The 21,002-nt window shown below is 36.2% G+C and carries 17 protein-coding genes and 1 riboswitch; of the genes, 9 read left to right on the top strand and 8 right to left on the bottom strand.

All coding sequences use genetic code 11. The features are described from left to right. Positions 1–2: 2 nt before the first annotated feature. The 4 genes from OQ292_RS37950 (at position 3) to OQ292_RS37935 (ending at position 4,270) form a co-directional block, all read left to right on the top strand. Positions 3–497, top strand: coding sequence for a chemotaxis protein CheW (locus OQ292_RS37950; protein WP_284689387.1), 495 nt, complete (start codon positions 3–5; stop codon positions 495–497). Between the two features lie 34 nt (positions 498–531). Continuing rightward, positions 532–2,196 (top strand): methyl-accepting chemotaxis protein, encoded by a 1,665-nt coding sequence (locus OQ292_RS37945; RefSeq protein ID WP_284689386.1) that lies wholly within the window; start codon positions 532–534, stop codon positions 2,194–2,196. 112 nt (positions 2,197–2,308) lie between these two features. Beyond that, the gene (locus OQ292_RS37940) at positions 2,309–3,157 is read left to right on the top strand and encodes a CheR family methyltransferase (protein WP_284689385.1); all 849 of its coding nucleotides are present in this window, start codon (positions 2,309–2,311) and stop codon (positions 3,155–3,157) included. Between the two features lie 48 nt (positions 3,158–3,205). Next, positions 3,206–4,270 (top strand): protein-glutamate methylesterase/protein-glutamine glutaminase, encoded by a 1,065-nt coding sequence (locus OQ292_RS37935; RefSeq protein WP_284689384.1) that lies wholly within the window; start codon positions 3,206–3,208, stop codon positions 4,268–4,270. A 39-nt stretch (positions 4,271–4,309) separates the two neighbouring features. Here the strand turns inward: OQ292_RS37935 and OQ292_RS37930 are convergent, their stop codons facing one another. Together OQ292_RS37930 and OQ292_RS37925 are read right to left on the bottom strand one after the other, a co-directional pair. Next, positions 4,310–4,441: a hypothetical protein gene (locus OQ292_RS37930; RefSeq protein ID WP_284689383.1), complete on the bottom strand. Its 132-nt coding sequence runs from the start codon at positions 4,439–4,441 to the stop codon at positions 4,310–4,312. A 180-nt stretch (positions 4,442–4,621) separates the two neighbouring features. Beyond that, complete coding sequence (locus OQ292_RS37925; RefSeq protein WP_284689382.1) at positions 4,622–6,196, bottom strand: hypothetical protein; 1,575 nt, start codon at positions 6,194–6,196, stop codon at positions 4,622–4,624. 269 nt (positions 6,197–6,465) lie between these two features. Here OQ292_RS37925 and cobT point away from each other — a divergent pair, with 269 nt between their 5' ends. The 3 genes from cobT to cobC are packed head-to-tail and all read left to right on the top strand — an operon-like array spanning position 6,466 to position 8,824. Further along, complete coding sequence (gene cobT, locus OQ292_RS37920) at positions 6,466–7,473, top strand: nicotinate-nucleotide--dimethylbenzimidazole phosphoribosyltransferase (RefSeq protein ID WP_284689381.1); 1,008 nt, start codon at positions 6,466–6,468, stop codon at positions 7,471–7,473. Between the two features lie 8 nt (positions 7,474–7,481). Further along, positions 7,482–8,258, top strand: coding sequence for an adenosylcobinamide-GDP ribazoletransferase (locus OQ292_RS37915; protein WP_284689380.1), 777 nt, complete (start codon positions 7,482–7,484; stop codon positions 8,256–8,258). Then, a complete protein-coding gene (gene cobC, locus OQ292_RS37910) occupies positions 8,243–8,824 on the top strand; it encodes an alpha-ribazole phosphatase (protein ID WP_284689379.1) in 582 nt (193 codons plus the stop codon). Before OQ292_RS37915 ends, cobC begins: the two co-directional genes overlap by 16 nt. Before the next feature lie 7 nt (positions 8,825–8,831). Here cobC and OQ292_RS37905 read toward each other — a convergent pair whose 3' ends face one another. From OQ292_RS37905 to OQ292_RS37880, 6 genes are all read right to left on the bottom strand, one after another. Continuing rightward, positions 8,832–9,455, bottom strand: a complete 624-nt coding sequence (locus tag OQ292_RS37905) for a vWA domain-containing protein (RefSeq protein ID WP_284689378.1) — start codon at positions 9,453–9,455, stop codon at positions 8,832–8,834. Between the two features lie 128 nt (positions 9,456–9,583). After that, positions 9,584–10,522 (bottom strand): magnesium chelatase ATPase subunit I, encoded by a 939-nt coding sequence (locus tag OQ292_RS37900; protein ID WP_284689488.1) that lies wholly within the window; start codon positions 10,520–10,522, stop codon positions 9,584–9,586. A gap of 229 nt (positions 10,523–10,751) precedes the next feature. Further along, a complete protein-coding gene (locus tag OQ292_RS37895) occupies positions 10,752–11,759 on the bottom strand; it encodes an ABC transporter ATP-binding protein (RefSeq protein WP_284689487.1) in 1,008 nt (335 codons plus the stop codon). A gap of 5 nt (positions 11,760–11,764) precedes the next feature. Further along, on the bottom strand, positions 11,765–12,928 hold the full coding sequence (locus OQ292_RS37890; protein ID WP_284689486.1) for an iron ABC transporter permease: 1,164 nt from the start codon (positions 12,926–12,928) through the stop codon (positions 11,765–11,767). Further along, positions 12,925–14,070, bottom strand: a complete 1,146-nt coding sequence (locus OQ292_RS37885; protein ID WP_284689485.1) for an ABC transporter substrate-binding protein — start codon at positions 14,068–14,070, stop codon at positions 12,925–12,927. Before OQ292_RS37885 ends, OQ292_RS37890 begins: the two co-directional genes overlap by 4 nt. 171 nt (positions 14,071–14,241) lie before the next feature. Further along, positions 14,242–14,459, bottom strand: a riboswitch (cobalamin riboswitch). 41 nt (positions 14,460–14,500) lie between these two features. Further along, positions 14,501–15,664 carry an ABC transporter substrate-binding protein gene (locus OQ292_RS37880; RefSeq protein WP_284689484.1) on the bottom strand — a complete coding sequence of 388 codons (1,164 nt, stop codon included), beginning with the start codon at positions 15,662–15,664 and terminating at the stop codon, positions 14,501–14,503. Positions 15,665–16,046: 382 nt separating this feature from the next. On the opposite strand from OQ292_RS37880, the gene cobW reads away from it, so the two are divergent. Both cobW and cobN read left to right on the top strand, forming a co-directional pair. Continuing rightward, on the top strand, positions 16,047–17,078 hold the full coding sequence (gene cobW / locus OQ292_RS37875) for a cobalamin biosynthesis protein CobW (protein WP_284689483.1): 1,032 nt from the start codon (positions 16,047–16,049) through the stop codon (positions 17,076–17,078). Positions 17,079–17,146: 68 nt separating this feature from the next. Then, positions 17,147–20,920 carry a cobaltochelatase subunit CobN gene (gene cobN / locus OQ292_RS37870; protein WP_284689482.1) on the top strand — a complete coding sequence of 1,258 codons (3,774 nt, stop codon included), beginning with the start codon at positions 17,147–17,149 and terminating at the stop codon, positions 20,918–20,920. The last annotated feature ends 82 nt before the right edge of the window (positions 20,921–21,002 follow it).

The following is a 21,002-nucleotide window of genomic DNA, read 5'->3' as shown; positions in this document are numbered from 1 at the left end:
ATATGATTAACGATACAATTGCAACACAATCATTCCTTTCATTTAGTTTAGGCGGTGAAATATTTGCATCGAATGTTACTAAAGTGAAAGAGATTTTGGAAGTTACAAAACTTACCAAAGTACCCAAGTCTCCAGATTACTTAAAAGGAGTAATTAATTTGCGAGGTACAGTATTACCAGTAATAGATACTCGAGTTAAATTCGGTTTCCCAGAAATTGAAAATACTGTAGATACATGCATTATTGTTCTAACACTCATTATCGATGGTGACGAAGTTTCTGTAGGAGCTTTGGTAGATACAGTAAGTGAAGTTTTTGAAACAAATTCAGAAGAAATTCTACCTCCGGTAAGTATTGGAAACAAATTTAGATCAGATTTTATAGAAGGACTAATCAAGTTGGATGATCAATTTATAATGCTATTAGATGTAGATAAAGTGTTTACAGACGAAGAGTTATTGGTAGTAAAAGAAACAGGCGAAGAAGCAACTATCTAAATATTTAGAAAAAAAACCTAATACTAAATACACAATGAAATTTACTATCAAAGCAAAGTTGATACTTGCTACAATTGTACAGTTATCAGCTGCGTTGATTGTTTTTTATATAGGAAACAACAATGCTTACCAGCTAAATAAAAAGATTAATGAGATTATTAAAGTAAATACTCAGCGTATTAACCTTTCTGCTAAAATCGCAGAAGATGTTCAGTTTATTACAAAAAGAGAGAAGGATCTTATTCTATCTAAAGATAGAGAAGTGTTAATGGATATTGTAAAGCAGGTGGATGCTAGAACTGAAGATATGGAAAATAGATACACCGAGCTAAGAGATATTTCAGATGAAAAAGGTGTTGAAATTTTAGATAATTTCCAGTTGCGGTGGAGTGAGTATACAAGCTCTTTTGCCAAGATTAAATCGCTCTCAATGGGAGTTAAAAATGATTCTACTGAGCAAATAGCTTACGAAATATCGTCGACTACAGCGAGACAAAAAGCACTAGAAGCAGTAACTATTGTTTCGCAAATTGTAAGAAAAAACGAAAAGGCATTAGAGGCCGCAAGTTTACAAACAAACGCTTTATACGAGGCTGGTGAAAGATTAATGTGGATTATTTTAGGAGTAAGTTTGCTGGTAGCAACAGTCTTGGCTTTTTGGATTATTGTAACAATTACTAGTTCGATACATAAAGCGATGTCAGCCATAAAAGCTGTTTCAGAAGGAGATTTAACAGTAAATATAGATTCTACAAATAAAGATGAAATAGGAGATTTGTTAGAATATCTTAAGCAGATGATTGTGAAATTGAAAGAGGTAATCACTTTTGTGAGTACTGCGGCAGATCAGATTGCAGCAGCCAGTGAGCAAATGTCTTCATCATCTCAGCAAATGTCGCAAGGTAGCACTGAGCAGGCGGCATCTACCGAGGAGGTTTCATCTTCGATGGAGGAAATGGTATCTAACATCCAGCAAAATACAGAAAATGCACAAGCAACAGAAAAGATTGCTATTAAAGCTTCTGAAGACATACAAGAAGGTAGCAACTCTGTAAACCAGACTGTGCAATCTATGAAAGTAATTGCTAATAAGATTTCTATTATTAGTGAAATTGCTCGCCAAACTAATTTATTGGCACTAAATGCAGCAGTAGAAGCAGCACGAGCTGGCGAACACGGAAAAGGTTTTGCAGTAGTAGCAGCAGAAGTTAGAAAGCTAGCAGAAAGATCGCAGGTAGCAGCTACAGAAATTAATACCCTTTCTACTTCTAGTGTCGAAACGGCAGTAACTTCTGGCAGATTGTTGGTCGAAATTGTACCGAATATTCAGAAAACAGCGAGCTTGGTGCAAGAAATAGCAGCCGCTAGCATAGAGCAAAACTCTGGTTCAAGTCAGGTAAATTCAGCTATTCAGCAGTTAAATCTGGTTGTTCAATCAAATGCTGCCACTTCAGAAGAAATGTCGGCAAGTGCAGAGGAGCTAGCAAACCAAGCAAGTGAATTAAGAGAAGCCATCATCTTCTTTAATGTTGGTAACAACCTTGGTAAAAAGAGTAAAAGGAAAATAAAGCCGAGAAAGAAAAAGCCAGAGGTATCTGAACATATTATCTCAGCTAGAGCAAAAAAATCTTCTGGAGTTGTGTTAGACATGGAAGTTGATGACTATGATGATACGGACGAAGAGTACGAACAATTTTAATCTATAAGTAAATATATGACGCTAATTAATTTATAATAAATACACTTTCCCTCAGCACTCATTGTGTTGAGGGTTTATTTTCCTCAAAATGATAAAATTATAAATAAGCTGCATGATAGACATAAGTACTGGAGTTAAAATGAAAGACTCCGATTTTAGAAGAATTAAAGAGTATATTGAAAATGAAGTAGGAATAAAGCTCCCGTATATCAAAAAAACAATGATAGAAAGTCGCTTAAATAAAAGACGAAATGCTGTTGGTGTACAGACTTTTAGTGAATACCTAGATCATGTATTTGCTCCGGGAGTCGGTAAGGTAGAATTGATTAATATGATCGATGCAGTTACCACCAATAAAACAGATTTCTTTAGAGAACCTGAGCATTTCCATTTTCTTACAAAACAGGTACTACCAAGTTATGCAGATAAAAATAATTTAAAATATATAAAATTGTGGAGCGCAGGCTGCTCTACTGGCGAAGAGGCTTACACAACATGCATGGTCTTGGACGATTATTTGAAGAAAACCTCCTCGTTTCATTATAACATTCTAGCAACAGATATCTCTACCGAAGTGCTAAGAAAAGGTATGAATGCTGTTTATAATATGGAACGAGTGGCAAATATACCTTTAGAAACTAAAAAGAGGTATTTGCTTAAAAGTAAAGACAAGACTAAAAATACAGTTAGAATAATTCCAGAGCTTAGGAAGAAAGTTACATTTCAACAATTAAACTTTATGGATGACTACTACGATATCTCATTTAAATTTGATGTGGTGTTTTGTAGAAATGTGCTCATCTATTTTAATAAACCAACACAAGAAAAGGTAATTAGAAAAATATCGCGTAAGATTAAAACGGGCGGCTATTTATTCTTAGGTCATTCTGAAACCATTATTGATATGAATTTACCTTTACAACAACTAGGGCCAACAATTTTTCAGAAGATTGATGCTTAGTATTTAAGTAATAATTCTATAATATTTTATGGTTTAATTGAGGAATGAATGAAAAAAATTAAGGTATTAATTGTAGATGATTCTGCACTAGTAAGGCAAACTTTGGTATCTGTTTTTTCAGAAGACAGAAGCATTGAGGTAGTTGGTACAGCTGCTGATCCATACATGGCGGCTCAAAAACTCACCAAAACGGTTCCCGATGTAATCACGCTGGATATTGAAATGCCAAAGATGGATGGCTTAACTTTCCTCAAGAAAATTATGACACAGCATCCAATTCCAGTAGTAATTATTTCGAGCTTAACAGCTAAGGGTACAGAAATGGCCATGAAAGCACTTGAATACGGTGCAGTAGAAATATTAACCAAACCTCAATTACACCTTAAATCATTTTTCGAAGAATATAAACTCAGACTGTTTGACATAATAAAAGCAGCATCTGTTTCTAGAATAAAAAGACGTTCAGCTATTACAGTGGCTAAAGTGCCAGCGAAGGTAAATGTCTCAGAAGTAATTGCGAGAAGACAGAACAATAGTTTAATTAAAACTACAGAAAAGGTAGTTGCTATTGGAGCCTCAACAGGTGGGACAGAAGCAATTAAAGATTTGTTACAAGCATTACCAGGAGACTCGCCCGGTGTAGTAATCGTACAGCATATGCCTGAGCAGTTTACAAAATCATTTGCCCAACGCCTCGATGGCATTTGTGAAGTTACTGTAAAAGAAGCCAGCCATGGTGATAATATTATTAGAGGTAGAGTACTTATTGCACCCGGTAACAAACATATGGTGGTAAAAAGAAATGGAGCGCGCTATTATGTTGAGTTACTAGATAGCCCACTTGTAAATCGACACCGCCCTTCTGTAGATGTGCTATTTAGGTCTGTGGCAAATTTTGCAGGTAAAAACAGTATAGGTGTAATTTTAACAGGTATGGGTGCAGATGGTGCTCAAGGCTTACTAGATATGAGAGAAGCAGGAGCATTAACCATTGCCCAAGATGAAAGATCGAGTGTTGTTTTTGGTATGCCCAAAAAAGCCATTGAGCTTAATGCTGTCGAAAAAGTTTTGTCTTTAGATTTTATCACTCCATTTATATTAAGAAACCTATAAAAGAAAAGGAGAAATTGATAAATTCAATTTCTCCTTTTCTTATTTTTTCTTAGGATCTTTATCTATATCCTTAAATTTTTCATTAATCGTATTTAGATCTTTTTTGAGGTTTTCGAGTCTTTTGCTTAATTCATTAATGTTTTCTTTGCTAGAATTGCCAGTTGTTTTCATAATTAGACATGGTAGTTTGTTCATCTATTATTTAAAAACAAATAAACGGACAGTTCGAGTTAACGAATTTAAACAAATCACTACAATTTTAAATGGTTGACAGATGTCATTTGTAGAGAGCTTGTGAGGCATATAAGAATTAGTTCTGTGTGTCATTTTTGATGATACACAGGACTTTTTTTATCTTAAACTTGGGGGTGCAGTAATATTAAGTGGAGTATTCATATGTTGTTGAAAAAGTAGGTTATTCATCCAGTAGTAATTATTAATATTATTACTAGGCTTTTTATAGAATTTCGAAATATCTATAACTATAGGTATTACTACTTCATACATTACCTTTTGACCATTTAATTTAAATGTCTCAAATTTTGTACGGTATGCTGCTGTTTGTTTTAAATTTGAATCGATAGCATTTTTGACGATTCTATAAGTTTCTGTGTCAACTTGATTTAGAATCATACTTTTGTTTGCATATCCTTCTTTGTCTATTACTAGCGCAAGAAGCATCACTCCATTTACATCAGCTTCAATGTTTGAAATTTCCAGTTCATGGTCTTTTAAAAGCTTATTTATTTGGGTAGATAGATTAATATTCTTATCAAATTTTCTATATATTTTTTCCCCATCTTCAATTCTATATGAGTTAGTCAAATTACTGGCTTCAAACTCATTAATATATGTGTTACCAGTAATCGAATCATTAAATTGTTCTTCAAATTTTTGGGCAGGCTTTATAAGATTTTTGCCTTCTGGTGTATTTACAGTAAGGTATGAATATCGTATTTCTTTATCTATAATTGATATACTATAATCATGATGTATGCTACCATCAGGAAAATAAGTTGTAACTCTTTTAGGTAGTTTATCTCTAAAAAAAGTTTTTTTTCTTGGATTACCATTTTCGTAATAGGAGATAAAATCGCCTTCTAAATTATTGGGTGAAAATCCAGTGTAAATACCAGAATAAACTTTAACATCTTTTTTATAATAGTTTATATGCCATCCAATACTGTCTATCTTTACAATTTTACCTGTATAAACAGTTTGTTCTTTGCTAACCGTTTCTTCCCAGTTAGCATCAAACTGAATTGGCAAATTGTTTTGATATTTTTCGTAATATTCAACAGTTTTTATAATCGTCTCAATGTCATTGTATTTATATGTTTTGTTTTCGATTTTTTGCTTTACATATGGAATATGTCCAAACATCTTTAAAGCTCTAGTTCTGAATTCATAGTTAATTGAAGAAATCACAAACCAAGGTTTGCTCCCTCCTTTGGCTGTATATAGGTAAGTAGTGTTAAATTGCCATTGCATTTTATTTGTAACATCATACCTTTTTGCAATTTTGAACTCTTTTGTGTCTGATATAATTTGAAGTAAATCTTTATTTCCAGAAACATGGAAACTGATAAATGAATCAGTTCCTACAACAAAGCTTGTTAATTCTTTAGCTTTAATTTTATCGTAACTATAAGGATCAGCACTACCATCAGTTTTAAATAATATTTTGTTAAAAGCAAATTTAATATACCCATAATGCTTAGTGCCATTTAAATCATAAAAGTGGCCTTCTTTGAAGTCTTTGGAAATATGACTCATAGTAGCAGCTCTCTCTGGAGCATAAGTTAAAGGATCAAAGTATCCTTCCATAGGAGTACCATTGTTGTCGTAGTAGTATCCGATTGGTATTTGTGCTTTGCAAAGTTGGAATAAAAATATAAAAATGATCGGTGAGAAAATTATCTTCATAGCTATTTATTTGTGCGTTTTGTATTTGTTATTTCTTATAGTAATGCCCTAAACTAGGCTATAGAATAATATCATCCAAAAGTGGTATATTCTCGATAAGATTTATTATAAATTAAAGCTCATAAATTCACAAAAACTTCGCCTACTTAGGCAGGAATTTTTACATTTGCCAGTGTAAAAAACAGGGTAAATGAATGCTGTTAAACGAGTGTTTTTTATACCTGTTTTAAGTGTAGATTTAAATATTGTGAGATAAAAAAAACAAGGCTATGAAACAGATAGAAGAAGAATTGAAGCACAAGATAGACCTGAAAACCAAGCCTTTAGGTGCATTAGGGATGCTTGAGAAACTGGCATTTCAAATAGGTAAAATACAAAATACTTTGTCGCCTGCCTTAATTGAGCCTTCGATTATGGTATTTGCCGCAGATCACGGTTTAGCAAAAGCCGGAGTAAGTGCTTATCCGCAAGAAGTAACTTACCAAATGGTAATGAATTTTTTAGGTGGGGGAGCAGCCATAAATGTATTTGCAAAACAGAATGGAATTGACTTAAAAGTAATTGATGCTGGGGTAAATTTCGATTTTCCAGAACACCCACAACTGATTAATGCCAAGGTAGCAAAGGGCACTAAAAACTTGCTCGAAGAAAAAGCCATGAGCTCAGCTCATTTAGAAAAATGTTTGGCGAATGGTGCCGGCGTAATAGACAGAGATTTAGCAGAAAATTGTAACATAGTAGGCTTCGGTGAGATGGGCATTGGCAATACTTCATCTGCTGCATTAATCATGAGCGTGCTTTGCGATTTGCCAATAGAAGACTGTGTGGGTAGAGGAACAGGGCTAAACGATTTACAATTGCAGCAGAAAATTGCCACACTCAGTGAGGTAAAGAAAAAGTTTGCTTATGTAAAAGAACCTCGTGCTGTGTTAGAAACCTTCGGGGGCTTTGAAATTGCTCAAATGTGTGGAGCGATGCTCAGAGCATTCGAAAAAAACATGATTATTATGGTAGATGGTTTTATTGCTAGCAGTGCCTTCTTAGTTGCTTCGAAGATAAAACCAGAGATTATAAACAATGCTGTTTTCTGCCATGTATCAGACGAAAATGCCCATGCTGCCATGCTGAATCATTTCGGAGCAGAGCCTATACTCAATCTCAAAATGCGATTGGGAGAAGGAACTGGTTGTGCGGTAGCTTATCCGATTATTAAAAGTGCAGTTACATTTTTAAATGATATGGCAAGCTTCGAAAGTGCAGGTGTATCGAACAAATAAAAATCGGGATGATTAGAAAAGAGATACGCTATTTTTTTACTGCATTAATGTTTTTTACCCGTATTCCTTGTCCTACTTTTCCGGACTATAAAGAGGAGTACCTCAATAAATCGCGCAAGTATTTCCCCCTAATCGGTTGGGTTGTAGGGGGGATTGCTGCGTCGGTTTTACTGGCTTTTTCCTACATTTTGCCTATAACAGTCTCAGTTCTGCTTTCTGTAATTGCAGGAGTTTGGGTAACAGGGGCTTTCCACGAAGATGGCTTTGCAGATATTTGCGATGCCTTTGGCGGTGGCTGGACCAAAGAGCAGATTCTAAGAATTATGAAAGATAGCAGGGTAGGAGCTTTTGGAGCAATTGGTATTTTCTTGATTGTTCTAATAAAGATTTTTGCTTTGATAGAAATCGCTCAACTCGATATCTGGCTAACTTGCTGGGCAATACTAAACGGGCATACCTGCAGTCGTTTTGTGGCATCCACTTTTGTGCATTCTCACGAATACGTGCAAGACATAGATAAGAGCAAGTCTAAACCAATAGCCAATAACAAACTCTCTTTTGCAGAGATGTTTTACAGTTTTGTTATCGCTATTTTGCCTTTGTTTTTATCAATAAACTGGTGGTATTTATTGGCCTTTCCGATAGCCTATTTGCCTAAAATTTATCTGGGTTACTTTTTTAACAAGTTTATTGGAGGTTATACAGGCGATTGTTTAGGTGCTACCCAACAAGTAAGTGAAGTAGTTTTTTATTTATCAATTTTGGGAATATGGAAGTTCATTTAATCAGACATACAAGTGTTGCAGTAGAAAAAGGCACCTATTACGGGCAAACAGATGTGCCACTCGCAGAGAGTTTTCAGGAAGAAGCTGAAGCTTACCAAGCGAGTTTGCCACAAGATTTTGATATGGTTTTTTGCAGCCCAATGAAGCGTTGTGTGCAATTAGCTGAGTCTGTGCATTCAAATTTTGAGAATCAGGATATTCCATTGAAAATGGATGACAGGTTAAAGGAATTGTATTTTGGAGAATGGGAAGGCAAAAAATGGACAGAGATGGATCAAAAGATATTTTATGCTTGGATGGAAGATTTTGTAAACATCAACACACCTTCCGGTGAGAACTTGAATGACCTGTTTCTGCGATGCAAAAGTTTTTTGGATGAGTTAAGCCAACAAAATTACCAAAAAGTTTTGCTGGTAAGCCATGCAGGATTTATTAGATGCACTTGGGCTTATTTATTGGAAGTTCCTTTAGAAAACATCTTTAAAATTCCAGTAGCCTTCGGCGAAACAATGGTTTTCAACCTCTCATCCAACAGAACTGACAATTACCTTATTCGAAAAAAGTAGATTGATTTTAATTCTGAAGTTTGCTGTATCTAGCCCCAATACCTTTCGCAAACTTCTCTGCTAAACCAAACTGGACAAAGCTTTGGTCTGTATCAATCACTTCTGTTTGTGAACTTCCAGCAACTTTTAGCAATTTTTTGTAGGTAAGAATCGCTTCCTCAAAAGGTTGCTTTGTTTTTCCTTGGTTTATTTTGCCATCAGTAAGTATAAACATCTTGAATTTTTGCAAAGAGCTAGCCTGTTTAACTAGGTGATAAGTCTTAGTTATTCCTGCAGCCATATTGGTTTTGCCTCCGGTTTTGAGTATTTGCAACTGCTCAATAATTTCCTTTTTGTTTTTTGTAGGGGTAGAAATCACCGTTGCATCGCCCTGAAGCAAGGCTATCAATGCAAAAGTTGGTTTATGTCTGGTTTGTTGCTCCAATGTTTTTTGTATCAACCCCTTTACATAAGAGATAATTTTTTGCTTTGCCATAGATGCACTGGAATCTACCAGAAATACAATCAACAAATCTTTTTGGTTGCAAGTGGCTTTAAATTGTTGCTCAAATCGGTTATGCACTAAAAAATGCTTTACAGAAGCTTTAATATCAGGTGTTTTTGCTGCAAAATCATTCCCTTTTAAAAGCAACTTATTTTTGGGTTTTGCCTTTATCGGGATTCCTCTTTTAGCATCTTTACCATTTTCAGTTTTTAAGCTGAGTTGAGATTTAGTAATTACTGGGTTGAATACTTGCTCAGAATAGTTCTCTTTAGTTTCTAAGTTTTCAGAAACTGATTCATCACGATCTTTTTTTTTTCAGGAGACTGATTTTGGTTTTTCTGCTGTCCACTTGGCTTTTTATTGCTTCGATGTTCAAGTACTAGCGGAGCCATTTTTTCTAAGTCAGCCTCTGTAACTGTATTTCTTTTTTGGAAAGAAGCATATGCTCTGGCTGCTTTAATTAGCAGAATATCTGCGCGCATGCCTTCCACTGCATTATCTAAGGCCAAATCTGCGGCTTTTGATATAACCTCATCATTCAGTTCAACAGCGAATAATGCTGATTTTGCACTGAAAATCTCTTTTTTGAGCGCTTCTTCCTGTTCCTGATATTTTGCAATAAATGTAGTTGGGTTGGTATCAAAAGCGAGTCGGTTTTTAATGATAGCTTTTCTCATTTCTTTATCCTGCGGCGTAGAAATTTGCACGCTCAACCCAAATCTATCTTTTAGTTGTGGTCTAAGTTCGCCTTCTTCGGGGTTCATGGTACCAACTAAGCAAAACCTACTATCAAAAGTGGTCGAGATTCCTTCTCGTTCTAAAAAGTAACTTCCCGTTGCCGCCGCATCGAGCAAGGTATCCATTAAATAATCATTCAATAGATTAATCTCATCTATATATAAAATCCCTTGATTTGCTTGAGCTAGCAAACCTTTCTGAATCACCTGTTTTTTATCGTTTATCAGCTTTTCCAGATCAACATTTCCTAAAACTCTATCTTCAGAGGCTCCTAATGGTAGATTGATAAAAGGAAACTGCTGTTTATCATCAGAAAGTAGATTACTTAAAGAGCGAACCAAGGTAGTTTTACCAGTTCCTTTATCGCCAAGTGCCAATACTCCACCAATAGTTGGGTCTATAATGCAAAGAATTAGAGCCAGTTTAAAATCCTCTTGGCCTACAATGGCTGAAAATGGAAAAACCTGTTTTGTCATACTTTCTTAATTGGAGGAAAACTCAATGGAGTCTTTCCACTCTAAAAACAATTTCTAATATTTAGCAATACAATTACATGACTAAACTCGATGTCTGTTTTAGACAAAAAGAAGCCTTGTATTTTTAAAATTTTAAAAGTCAGGAAAAAGTTAATTAACAATTCCCTGACTAATCCGGTCAACTCAAAACCGGTTAAAAAAGAGCAACCTTTTTTATTTTTGCCATGTATTATCTGGTTGCCGAACGCAATGTCTTTTTTAAATCTGAAATACAGTTTACCTCCACTTCAGATTGATTATGTTGCACTTTCCAACTGTAAGGCAATTCTTCATTCATAGAAATACTGATGGCTGCATTTGCTTCATCAGTAATTTGAAAGCCTTCTTTTTCCAATGCATGTTTAGTCCAGTAACCCGGTATGCCATTGCTACGGAGGTTTACTGTTTTATTTGTTTTATGTAAAATTTTGAAAGCACCTGAATGCATATCAAAAGCAATACTTTTTCCTTTAAATGTATCGGCCATAATTCCGGTTAATACCAAATCTTCTGGCGAGCCACTCTTTAGTTCTTGATTGTTGGTAATAAGCCAAACAGAATCTGCTAGTTGAATTGCCATTTCAAGTTCATGTGTAGAAAGTAAGATGGCTTTGTTTGTTTCTCTGGCTAATTCCTTTAAAAGCGAAATGAGCGAAACACGGTTATTTACATCCAAGTGGGCAGTAGGCTCATCTAATACAACCAGTGGTGTATCTTGCGCTAAAGCTTTGGCGATCATCACTCTTTGTCTTTCTCCATCGCTAAGTTTATTAATGCTTCTACCAGCAAACTTTGTAACTTCTACCAATTCCATAGCCATGTAAATAGCTTCTTTATCTTTATCTGAAAGATGCCCCAACCAATTGGTATAAGGTGTTCTGCCCAAAGCGACTATGTCATAAACACTCAAGTTAACCGGTGAAAGTTTCTGAGACAATACAATTCCTATAAGATGAGCCAACTCAGCCGGATTTTGTTTTTCTAGTAATTTACCCTGAATATACACTTCACCCGAAACAGGTTTGAGCATGCTCGTGAGTGTATGTAATAAAGTAGACTTTCCAGTACCATTAGGACCTAGCAAACAAGTAAGTTCACCGCGTTCCAGCTCTAGATTAAGACTAGAAAGCAGTATTTTTTCCTGATAGCCAATGCTCAGGTTTTTAGTTTGTAATATCTTTTCTTTTGAACTGCTCATCTCATTCAAATTGAAGATTTCATGGTTCTCGACCTAATTACAACCCAAATTACTACTGGTGAACCCAACATAGCTGTAACAGCATTGATGGGTAAAGTATCCTGTCTGCCCGGCAATTGGGCAATCATATCGCAACCCAACATCAGCACTGCTCCAATCAAAATTACCGATGGAATCAATACCTGATGGTTAGAGGTTTGCAAAGTAGCTCTGGCAATGTGCGGAACTGCCAAACCTACAAATGCAACTGGCCCACAAAAAGCAGTAATGCTTCCGGCTAGCAGACAGGTAGCAACTATCACAATTATTCTATATCGTTTAATGGAGATACCCAAACCGCGAGCATACTGTTCTCCAAGTAAAAATGTATTCAGTTGTTTTTGTACAAAAAAAGCGAGTAATAACCCTAGTAAAGTAGTGAAACCCAATATCTGTAATTGTTCCCAAGATACTCCTGCCAAACTGCCAAATGTCCAGATAAGATAGGCTTGAATAAGTTCTGCATCACTAAAATATTGTAATACGCTCACCACAGCTCCGGTAGCACTGCCTACCATCATCCCAACAATTAGAAGTGAAATGCTATCTTTTACTTTTACTGATACCACTAACACCAAAAGCAACACCAAAGCTGAGCCAGATATGGCGGCCAATACTAAGCCCCATTCTCCCATGTTTAATAAAGGTTGAACTAATACACCTCCTGCCATTACCAAAATAGCTACGCCTAAGCTTGCACCATTGCTAATTCCCAACACAAATGGTCCTGCGAGGGGATTTTTAAAAAGTGTTTGCATTAGCAGACCAGAGAGTGCTAAACCTGCTCCGGCAATAATAGCCGTTAAAGCTTTGGGCAACCTAAATTCCTGAATAATAAAATCCCAACTTTCTTTTTGAACTGTATCTCCAGTAAGAGAGTGAATTACTTCTTTCAGGGGAATACTTACAGTGCCATACATAATGTCTAGCAAGAAAAAGAAGACTACTAACCCTGCCATAATCAGATAAAACCCAACATACCTAGTGCGATTATCTGGCAAAAAGCTATTGTTAAATCGCTTTTTAGTAGGATGAGATTTACCATTCAACGAAGCCCCAACCGATTGCGCAGCATGAGCGGTCGAGACTTCGTTTTCAGGTAATTTATTTATAGTTGCGATTGAGTTCATCCTTTTGTTAGTTTTTTGTAATAGACCAACTTATACTCCGGTAATAATTCTGGATGGAGTATTTTTATAATATCCTTCAAAATTAAATGAGGGTTAGCCATACCAGATTCCCAATAATCGTTTCCTCCAAGTGGAGTTACTTTATTTATATTGTTGTAAATATTTTCTTGTGCTAAAGGAGCAAATTTCTCATACCTTGCATCCTGTTTTAAAATATCAGAAATTGTTGAAGCAGCTCCCGGATTCAGCCAGATATCTGCATCTAAATTTTTATCCAACACCTCTTCGAAACTGAGTGGTAGGCTACCTCTGGTAGTATCATTTTGCCAGTAATAATCTGCTCCTGCATCTTTTAAAAAAGAAGCCATATAGCTTTTGCCTCCCGGCATAAACCATGTGCCATTAAATTTACTGCCCACCATTACCTTTGGTTGGGTTAATGCAGAATTACCCAATTTTTTAGCTGCCAAGTATTGTGTTTCTATCTCATTGAAAACACTATCTGCCATAGCAGATTTATTAAAAAATGCAGCGATAAACTTAATCCATTCTGCACGTGCAAGTGGCGAAGTTTCCATCCACTCTATATTATATGCAATTGGAATATCTGCTTTTTCTGCCAGTTTAAAATTGTCGTGTATTTTCTCGAAACCAGAAACCATTAATAATTCTGGCTTATTATCAACAAGAAATTCTATATTTAGATTTTGCGGATCGCCAACTTCAATTACTTTACCTGCTTCAATATTATTACGTACAAGTTGGTTACTTACAAATCCAAGATTACTATGCCCAGTAATTTTTTCTTCTTCATTTAAAAGTGCAATTAAACCTATGTGTGTAGAAGAAAGCGTGATAATATTTTCGATAGGTGTTCTTACCAGAATGGTATTTTCTGCTAAGTTATCTGGTACTTCTTCCGTTTTTGGAACCAGTAGATATTTGGCATAAATCTCTTTAGCATTCCACGGGTTTTCTATAATAGCTTCCTGATAAGTGCCATAATTAGTAATATGGAAAATGTTGGAATACTTTACAGGAATGTCGGTTGGTTTGATAGTAGTTATACTCGAAGCTCCATTTGTTTGATCTTCTCGTACATGTTGGCATGAAATAAAACCACAAAGGCTTAATAGTATCAACAAGTATTTGCTGACTTTCGTTTTTAGATAATATGTGTAATCATTTAAAACCAACCTGTTTTACATTTAAATACAACATATACTGTACAAACAAGCAGGGGTAAGTTGAGAACAGGAGACTGTTTTATAATAACAAGTTTTCCAAATCCTTTGCTTTTCACCCGAAAGCTTCGATCGTACAATGCTGTGGCAGGTCTTCTGGCTCATTCCAACTGTCAACTATACCTTCCCATTGCGCTTAGGCAACAGTGGTGTGGGATGTTGACAATTTTGCCTTCTACTATTGTAGTCGGCTAGAATTTACAGCTGCGGGGACAGCTCCTGATTTTAACAGGATTCCCTATTCACTCGCTACATTTGGTAGCAAGACCACATGCCTCAAAGTTAGAAATTATTTGAAAATATGCTCTAAAAACCTGAAAATTCTTTACTAAAGAATCTTTTTATAGTAAATGAGCTTCTTATTGCTTAGTGAATCTTTTTGAAAAATAAGGCTTAGGTCTTGCAGCACTAGTTCTGGATGTACAAAACCAGATTGCCAAAAATCGTTTTTTCCTAAGTCGTTTAGCTTTTTGTTGTTATTGTAAACCTGCAAGCCATTTTTAAAATAGTTATTTGGAATTTTGAGTTCTTTTAAATCTGCTTCACTTGTAATTTTAATGCCAGGATGCAGCCAAATATCGCATTGTTGCAATAGCTCGATTACTTGTTCATGAGCTATAGCTACATTGCCAGTTTCTTTATTGTCGGCCATAATATATTTGCCGCCAGCATCTTTAATAAACTCTGCCATATAACTTTTGCTGCCGGGTAAATACCAAGTTTCTTTCCAGTTGTAACCAACAAAAATTACAGGCTGCTTTTCAGGTGTCTGTTTTTTATTTAAGAGATGATTGTATAAGGCTTCTTTCGTTTTAAAATAGGCATTGGCTTCTTGCTCTTTTTGAAAAAATACTGATAATAGTTTTATCCATTCTAACCTGCCGAGTGGAAAGTTTTCTTTGTGAGCAGCAAATGTTACTACTGGCAAATGGTATTTTGTTAGCGCCTCATAGGCATCATAACCAGAACCAGTGGTAGATTCTAAAATTAAATCAGGTTTAATATCGAGGAGCAATTCTATATTAACATTTTTAGATTTGCCTACTTCTTTTACACCTCTAGCTTTAAATACATCTTTAATTTCCTGATCAAAAATATCATCGTAACTGTTAATAGCAACAATTTTATCAAGCAAACCTAACTCTTTAAGCATCTCTACATGGGTAGAAGAAAGACATGCCACCGATTTTACTGGATAGTTGATCTCTCCTCTGCCAGCATTTGATTTTAGCTTGTATTCGTACAAATCTTTGCTGCCTTCCCATGGTTTTTCAATACTGATTTTCACTTCATCATCAGCAAGGTAATCCACTTTAAACTTTTGAGAAAAAGAGGTTTCTATGCTTTTTGGTACTGAGTTGTTTGATGTTAATTCTTGCGTTTGGGTAATTTCTGATGCAGACTTGTTTTGGTTACAACTGCTAAATATTGATGCAGCAAAAAATAATAGTACAACAGGCAAAAAAGTGTTTGTTGAATGATAGATTTTCATAAATAAAATGGCCGAATTGAATGAAGCGCCAAAACTAAAAAACTAATTGAAACTATAATGGATGCATCGCAATTTTCATAAAAAGCATTTGTACAGCACAATTAATTCATCGAGAGATTAGATAAACTTTTGTCAAAAACTAAATACTACTTGATTTTACGATCAGATATTATTTACCTTAGCATTGTATTCAGATTTAGAAAAGAAAGATTTTACATAAAAATGCTTCAAAAAAAAGCATTAGTATAACTGTGTTTAATCTTATAAGAATTATAGCGATTATATGAGAGTACTTAGAGATGTTTTTTATAACATCAATAGACACTTATGCTTAATTTTTTTTCAATCTGAATACCTAAAATTCTTTAAACTCAATATTACTATGAAAAAAATACCGATTACGATAGTTACCGGCTTTTTGGGCGTGGGTAAAACTACCTTATTGCACAACATGCTCAAAAATGCCAATGGGAAAAAAATTGCCGTTTTGGTGAATGAATTTGGTGAAGTGGGAGTAGATGGAGACATCATTAAATCTAGTTGTGGAGATGATGAATGTAACTTGGTTGAGCTTACAAATGGCTGTATTTGCTGTACAGTACAAGAAGAGTTTCTTCCTACAATGGTGGAACTAGTGGAGAAAAAAGAAGAAATTGATCATATAGTTGTGGAAACCTCAGGGTTGGCCATGCCCAAACCTTTGGTAAGAGCGGTAAACTGGCCAGACTTAAAACCACATATCACCATTGATGCAGTAATTACTGTAGTGGATGCGGTAGGAATTGCTACCGGAGAAATTTGCAACAGAGAAAAAGTACAAGCACAAAGATTGGCTGATGATGCTTTAGACCACGAGACACCAATTGAAGAATTATTTCTAGATCAATTAACTTGTGCCGATTTGGTTTTAGTGAGTAAAAGGGATTTGGTGGATGATGAAAAGTACAAAGAAGTAGAAGAGGTGATCTCTTTGAAAATGAGACTGCATACCAAAGTTTTGCCAGTGGTAAATGGCGAAGTTGACAATGCGCTTTTGTTAGGCATTGGTGCTTCTACTGAAGATGATATAGAGAACAGACCAACACTTCATGAAAAACTTCATCATAGTCATGATGGTCACAGCCATGAGCATCACCATCATGATCACGACGATTCTATTGGTACAATCATTAAAGAATATGATGAAACTCCTGATGTTAAAAAGCTAATCAAATCACTTACAGAACTAGTAAAAAACAATGAGATTTACAGAATCAAAGGTTTTTTAAATATTCCAAACAAACCAATGAGAATGGTGCTTCAAGGTGTTGGCAGCCGTTTCGATTACTACTTCGACCGCCAGTGGAAAGAAGATGAAGAAAGAAAAACAAGACTAGTAATCATCGGCAAAGACCTTGATGAAGCTCAATTATAATAGCCAGTCGGAAAGGCAGGTTGCTATTTTGGCCCTTATAAAATTTAATATCATTAATTCTCTAAACCTTGCACTTAATCTCAACCATTCCCGGCGGATGGAACCCCAACGACGAAGGGATTTTCTATGTTGAACAGGAGCCGGGAGATATTGTATTTTTATCTGCCAGTGATACGGAAATAAGTTCGGTAAATGCAGCCTATCGAAACATGTCAGAGCTGTATTCCGACTTACCTTCTTTCCGTTTGGCAAACCTGACGTATTTCAAACAAGAACTCACCATAGATACCTATCTGGATGAGGTGGCTTCACATGCAAAATTGATTGTTTTGCGGCTATTGGGCGGACAAGCATATTTCAATTATTTGTGTGAAGCAGTTTGCGAACTGGCTGAGGAAAATGATATTAAAGTGATCTTTTTACCGGGTCATGATGAGCCAGATTTGGAATTGATGAAGCTTTCCAATGTGTCATTTACTTTGGTTGATAAGCTTTGGCAATATTTATTAGCAGCAGGTTTAGACAACATTCGTGAAGCACTTAAACTGATGCTTAATGAGCAATTTGATTATCAGTTTAAAATAAAGGCAATAGAAAAAGTACCGCATCTATTTCTCTGGCATCCACAAAAAGGCATTATCCAAAAACCAGATGAGTTACCAGAGCTGAAAGGAGAAAGTACCAATGTCTCTTTACTCATTACCTATCGAGCGCATTATCTGGCAAACAACCTCAAGCCTATTTACCGTCTAAGTGAAGCATTGGAACAGCAAGGTTTTTTCCCGTTGGTTTTAATGGCTTTGAGTTTTAGAGACCCAGCTATTGAGAAAGAAATGTCAGACTTGCTTACTAAGTATCAACTCAAACTGACAGTCTCGATCAATACAACAGGTTTTTCCATGAAATCGCTTGGCAGTCAGAAGGAAGAATCATTTTTTAGTCATCTCAATATTCCAGTAATTCAGGCTGTGTTTGCTTCTTGCAACAAAGAAACTTGGCAAAACGGGCAGTTTGGATTGCCTCCTTCCGATATTGCCATGAATATTGCTCTGCCCGAAGTGGATGGAAAGATTATTAGCACAGCAATTTCCTTTAAAGAAGCAGCAAGTCGAGACGAAATTACCGACTCCGATATAGTAGAGTACAGCCCTCATGAAGAAGGTTGTACATTTGTCGCTGAATTGGCAAAAAACTGGAAAATTCTTCAAAAAAAGCAGAATCAAGAGAAACATGTAGCATTAATTTTGCCCAATTATCCTAATAAAGATAGCCGTTTGGCAAATGGAGTTGGCTTAGATACACCTGCCAGTACAGTGGAGATTATAAAGGCAATGGATGCTGCAGGTTTTAATCTAGGAGATGCCATTCCTCAAAATAGTAAGGAATTAATTAGTCAATTGACTGAGTATATCACTAACGACCCCGATTCTACGCTTCTTAAAGAGGCACAGGTAGGTTTTGATGAAGGGTCGTTTTTTTTACATTACAATCGTCTGTCTGTTGAGCTTCGAGAAAAGATAGAAAACCAGTGGGGGCATCCTTATAATTCACCGAATTACAAAGAGGGTAAGTTTCTGCTTCCGGGAGTGTTGCTGGGCAAAACCTTTGTGAGTATTCAGCCGAGTAGAGGTTATCATATTGATATACAATCAACTTATCACTCACCTGATTTACCACCCACATACGATTATCTGGCTTATTATTTTTGGGTTCAGTTTGAATATAAAGCTGATGCCATTGTACATATTGGCAAGCATGGAAATTTAGAATGGCTTCCGGGAAAAAGTGTTGCGCTAAGTGCAGAATCGTGTTTTCCTGCGGCAATTTTTGGAGCTATTCCACATTTTTATCCTTTCATTATTAACGATCCAGGAGAGGGAACGCAAGCAAAAAGGCGAACCCATGCGGTAATTCTCGATCATTTGGTGCCACCTCTCACCAGAGCAGAAAACTATGGGGATTTGCTCAAGTTAGAATTGCTGATTGATGAGTATTACGAATCGGCATTACTCGATCCTAAAAGATCAAAAATGCTGAAAGCTAAAATACAAGAGTTGGTAGATGGCTCACATCTCAAAGAAGATTTGGGTACTTATACCGATGATATTGATGCCATGCTTGAGGTGATTGATGGCTATTTGTGTGAGTTGAAAGAGGCACAGATCAGAGGAGGTTTGCATATTTTTGGTTTGCTGCCAGAAGAAGAAAAGTTGATCGATTTAATGGTTGCATTGCATCGATTACCTTATGGCAACATGCCGGGAATTACACAGGCATTGACGATGGATTTGCAACTCGATTTTGACCCAGTTAATTGCCAGATGGAAGAAGCTTACCAAATTGAAATAAATGGAGTGGCTTGTCGAAGCAAAGGGAAAGTAGTTGAGCAATTGGAGTTATTGGCAAAGTCAGCAATTCAACAAGCATTTTTTCCATTAGAGAATCAGCATTCTATTGATCTTTCTGAATACAAAAACCTCACTCAACTATTAGAAATGATTCGGAGTTTTACTTTGCCAAAACTGAATCATACTTCTGATGAGATTAGCAATTTGTTGCATGGCTTAAATGGACTGTATGTGCCATCGGGAGGTTCGGGAGCACCTACTCGCGGCAGGCTAGATATTTTGCCAACAGGTAAGAATTTCTATTCGGTAGATGTGCGAACTGTACCGACACCTTCGGCCTATGAGATTGGGCAGAAAAGTGCCAAAATGCTCATTGAGCGCTACATGCAAGAAAATGGAGAATATCCGACTACTATTGGCTTAACTGCTTGGGGCACTTCCAACATGCGAACTGGTGGCGATGATATTGCACAGGCTTTGACTTTAATTGGCGTTCGACCAGTTTGGGAAGGGAAAAATCGCAGAGTAAGAGACTTTGAGGTGATTTCTTTATTAGAATTGCGCAGACCAAGAGTAGATGTAGTGTTAAGAATTTCAGGTTTCTTTCGCGATGCTTTTCCAGATTTAATTTCTCTGTTTAATTCAGCAGTAGAAAAAGTGGCCATGCTGGATGAAGATTTGGAAGATAATCCGATAAAAAAACGATATTTGGAGGAGCAAAAAGCTTGGTTAGAAAAGGGGATTAGTAAGAATTTGGCAAAAGAACGAGCACTTTTCAGGGTATTTGGTTCTAAGCCGGGTGCATATGGAGCTGGTTTGCAAGAGATGATTGAGGGTAGAAACTGGACAACGCAAAACGATTTGGCAAGCATCTATATCAATTGGAGTGGCTATGCATATTATGGAAAGAAAAATGAGGGGAGATCAGCGCACGAAGTGTTTAAGAGAAGGCTCTCTACGGTGGATGTGGTGATGCAAAATCAAGATAATCGCGAACACGACCTGCTAGATTCGGATGACTATTACCAGTTTCATGGAGGATTAACGGCAGCGGTAACTTCACAAAAAGAAGAGTCGCCAACGGTTTATTTCGGAGATAACTCTCGACCAGAAAACCCGAGGGTAAAGTCTTTGAAAGAAGAATTATTAAAGGTTTATCGCTCACGTGTAGTAAATCCGAAGTGGATAAAAGGAATGCAAGATCATGGTTATAAAGGTGCTTTTGAGATGGCTGCTACAATGGATTATATGTTTGCCTACGATGCAACAACAGGTTTGATTGAAGATTTTATGTATGAGGGAATTTCTGAAGCTTATTTGATGGAAGAAAAGAATCAGGAGTTTATTAAAGAGCATAATCCGTGGGCTTTAAAAGATATGAGTGAGAGAATGTTGGAAGCGATTCAGCGAGGCATGTGGAAAAATCCATCTGAAGAAATAATAGAAAAGCTCAAACAACTCTACCTCGACACCGAATCTGATTTAGAAGAGTGATCTTTGAAATTTTTGTGCGAATTACTGTATTGAGTTTAGATATTTAAAGTGTTGGTTGTCAGAAAAGTGGGGAGGCGCTTGG

This window comes from Chondrinema litorale (genome assembly GCF_026250525.1).
Classification (GTDB): domain Bacteria; phylum Bacteroidota; class Bacteroidia; order Cytophagales; family Flammeovirgaceae; genus Chondrinema; species Chondrinema litorale.
Note: the sequence above shows the minus strand (reverse complement) of the source record. Positions and strands in the feature narration are given on the sequence as shown.

Bases quoted from the DNA above. Each gene is read 5' to 3' on its own strand.
- OQ292_RS37950 (WP_284689387.1), top strand. From the start codon at position 3: ATGATTAACGATACAATTGCAACACAATCATTCCTTTCATTTAGTTTA.
- OQ292_RS37945 (WP_284689386.1), top strand. From the start codon at position 532: ATGAAATTTACTATCAAAGCAAAGTTGATACTTGCTACAATTGTACAG.
- OQ292_RS37940 (WP_284689385.1), top strand. From the start codon at position 2,309: ATGATAGACATAAGTACTGGAGTTAAAATGAAAGACTCCGATTTTAGA.
- OQ292_RS37935 (WP_284689384.1), top strand. From the start codon at position 3,206: ATGAAAAAAATTAAGGTATTAATTGTAGATGATTCTGCACTAGTAAGG.
- OQ292_RS37930 (WP_284689383.1), bottom strand. From the start codon at position 4,441: ATGAAAACAACTGGCAATTCTAGCAAAGAAAACATTAATGAATTAAGC.
- OQ292_RS37925 (WP_284689382.1), bottom strand. From the start codon at position 6,196: ATGAAGATAATTTTCTCACCGATCATTTTTATATTTTTATTCCAACTT.
- cobT (WP_284689381.1), top strand. From the start codon at position 6,466: ATGAAACAGATAGAAGAAGAATTGAAGCACAAGATAGACCTGAAAACC.
- OQ292_RS37915 (WP_284689380.1), top strand. From the start codon at position 7,482: ATGATTAGAAAAGAGATACGCTATTTTTTTACTGCATTAATGTTTTTT.
- cobC (WP_284689379.1), top strand. From the start codon at position 8,243: ATGGAAGTTCATTTAATCAGACATACAAGTGTTGCAGTAGAAAAAGGC.
- OQ292_RS37900 (WP_284689488.1), bottom strand. From the start codon at position 10,522: ATGACAAAACAGGTTTTTCCATTTTCAGCCATTGTAGGCCAAGAGGAT.
- OQ292_RS37895 (WP_284689487.1), bottom strand. From the start codon at position 11,759: ATGAGCAGTTCAAAAGAAAAGATATTACAAACTAAAAACCTGAGCATT.
- OQ292_RS37890 (WP_284689486.1), bottom strand. From the start codon at position 12,928: ATGAACTCAATCGCAACTATAAATAAATTACCTGAAAACGAAGTCTCG.
- OQ292_RS37880 (WP_284689484.1), bottom strand. From the start codon at position 15,664: ATGAAAATCTATCATTCAACAAACACTTTTTTGCCTGTTGTACTATTA.
- cobW (WP_284689483.1), top strand. From the start codon at position 16,047: ATGAAAAAAATACCGATTACGATAGTTACCGGCTTTTTGGGCGTGGGT.